Raw genomic sequence first — 1402 nt, forward strand, 5'->3', positions numbered from 1 at the left:
TCGGGCTTGCCGTTCTGGCTGAGGAACCGAGGGCGCAGCCTCGATATCGCCTGACAGCGCAGCCTCAAACCTCGTCCTTGCGCTCCATCCACTTGATCAGCGGCAGGAGCGGCAGCACCCAGGCGAGCCCCAGCGCGATATAGGCGACCGTCTGCACCAGCTTCGGCGCCTCGGTGATCCGCCCTTGCGCCAGCGCCATCGCGACCAGCGCGTAGACGCAGACGAAGATGAGGATCACCACTGTCCCGAGCAGCTTGCGGTTGCGTTGTTTCATTCGGATCTCCGCCGCGCGTGTTCGCTCGCTGCGGCATTGCGGGCGTTGTCGGGTTGTCGCGACGGGTCTATGTCACCGGCGAAGGCGCTTGTGAAGCGCATGCAAGTCTCTGCGACCGAAAGCCCCGCACCCGTGACCCTCGCGCTCGACCAGACTGCCGGCGATATCGCCAAGGCCAATCATGCCGGAATCCGCCGCTGGCTCTGGGCCGTTGCGGGCCTCGTCTTCCTGATGGTGGTGGTGGGAGGCGCCACGCGGCTGACAGGATCGGGCCTTTCGATCACGGAGTGGAAGCCGATCACCGGCGCCCTGCCGCCGATTTCTGCCGAGGCCTGGGCCGAGGAGTTCGCCAAGTACCGGGCTAGCCCGCAATACCAGCTCCTCAACAGCGGCATGAGCCTGGGCGAGTTCCAGTTCATCTACTGGTGGGAATGGGGCCATCGCCAGCTCGGCCGCTTCATCGGGCTCGTCTACCTCGCCGGCTTCCTCCTCGTGGCGCTGCGCCGCGTGCTGCCGGCGCGCCAGATCGTAACCCTGTTCGGCATGGGACTGCTCCTCGGCCTCCAGGGCACGATCGGCTGGATCATGGTGGCGTCGGGCCTGCAGCCCGGCATGGTCGCGGTCGCACCGGTCAAGCTCACGCTGCATCTTACCTTCGCAGGCCTGTTCTTTGCCTCGGTCGTCGCCTTCGCGACCTGGCTGACGCCGCTGCGCCGGCCCGAGACCGCCGGCAGCAAGGCCTCAGCCTGGATCCTGTTGGTGCTGACCTTCGCCCAGATCGCTCTCGGCGGGCTGGTCGCTGGCTCCAAGGCCGGTTTCACCTTCAATACCTGGCCGCTGATGGATGGCGCGCTCGTGCCGTCAGGTTCGCTGCTTTTCGCCCAGACGCCATTCTGGGAGAACTTCGTCGACAATGTCGCGCTGGTGCAGTTCAACCATCGCGTCGGCGCCTATGTCCTGTTCGGCTTCGCGCTCTGGCAGGCGGTTCGCCTGCGGCGGATCGGCCCGCAATCGAGCGCGGCAAAGCGCGCGACGGCGCTCGCCGGGCTGATGACGGCCCAGGCCGCCCTCGGCGTCGTCACGTTGCTTCTGGTCGTACCGCTCTGGGCGGGGCTGGCGCACCAGGCT

Annotated in this window: 2 protein-coding genes; one reads left to right on the top strand and one right to left on the bottom strand. The window is 67.0% G+C overall.

The features are described from left to right. Nucleotides 1–64: 64 nt before the first annotated feature. Nucleotides 65–274 carry a DUF2842 domain-containing protein gene (locus tag ACIPIA_RS16290; RefSeq protein ID WP_400511017.1) on the bottom strand — a complete coding sequence of 70 codons (210 nt, stop codon included), beginning with the start codon at nt 272–274 and terminating at the stop codon, nt 65–67. A 99-nt stretch (nt 275–373) separates the two neighbouring features. Between ACIPIA_RS16290 and ACIPIA_RS16295 the strand changes: the two genes are divergently transcribed. Next, the coding region (locus tag ACIPIA_RS16295; RefSeq protein WP_400511018.1) for a COX15/CtaA family protein at nt 374–1402 on the top strand (1029 nt) is incomplete at its 3' end.

The sequence above is a fragment of the Allobosea sp. CER48 genome, assembly GCF_044752385.1.
Taxonomy (GTDB): domain Bacteria; phylum Pseudomonadota; class Alphaproteobacteria; order Rhizobiales; family Beijerinckiaceae; genus Allobosea.

What these genes read in the sequence shown, in the direction of transcription:
- ACIPIA_RS16290 (WP_400511017.1), bottom strand. Translation starts at nt 274, where the DNA reads ATGAAACAACGCAACCGCAAGCTGCTCGGGACAGTGGTGATCCTCATC.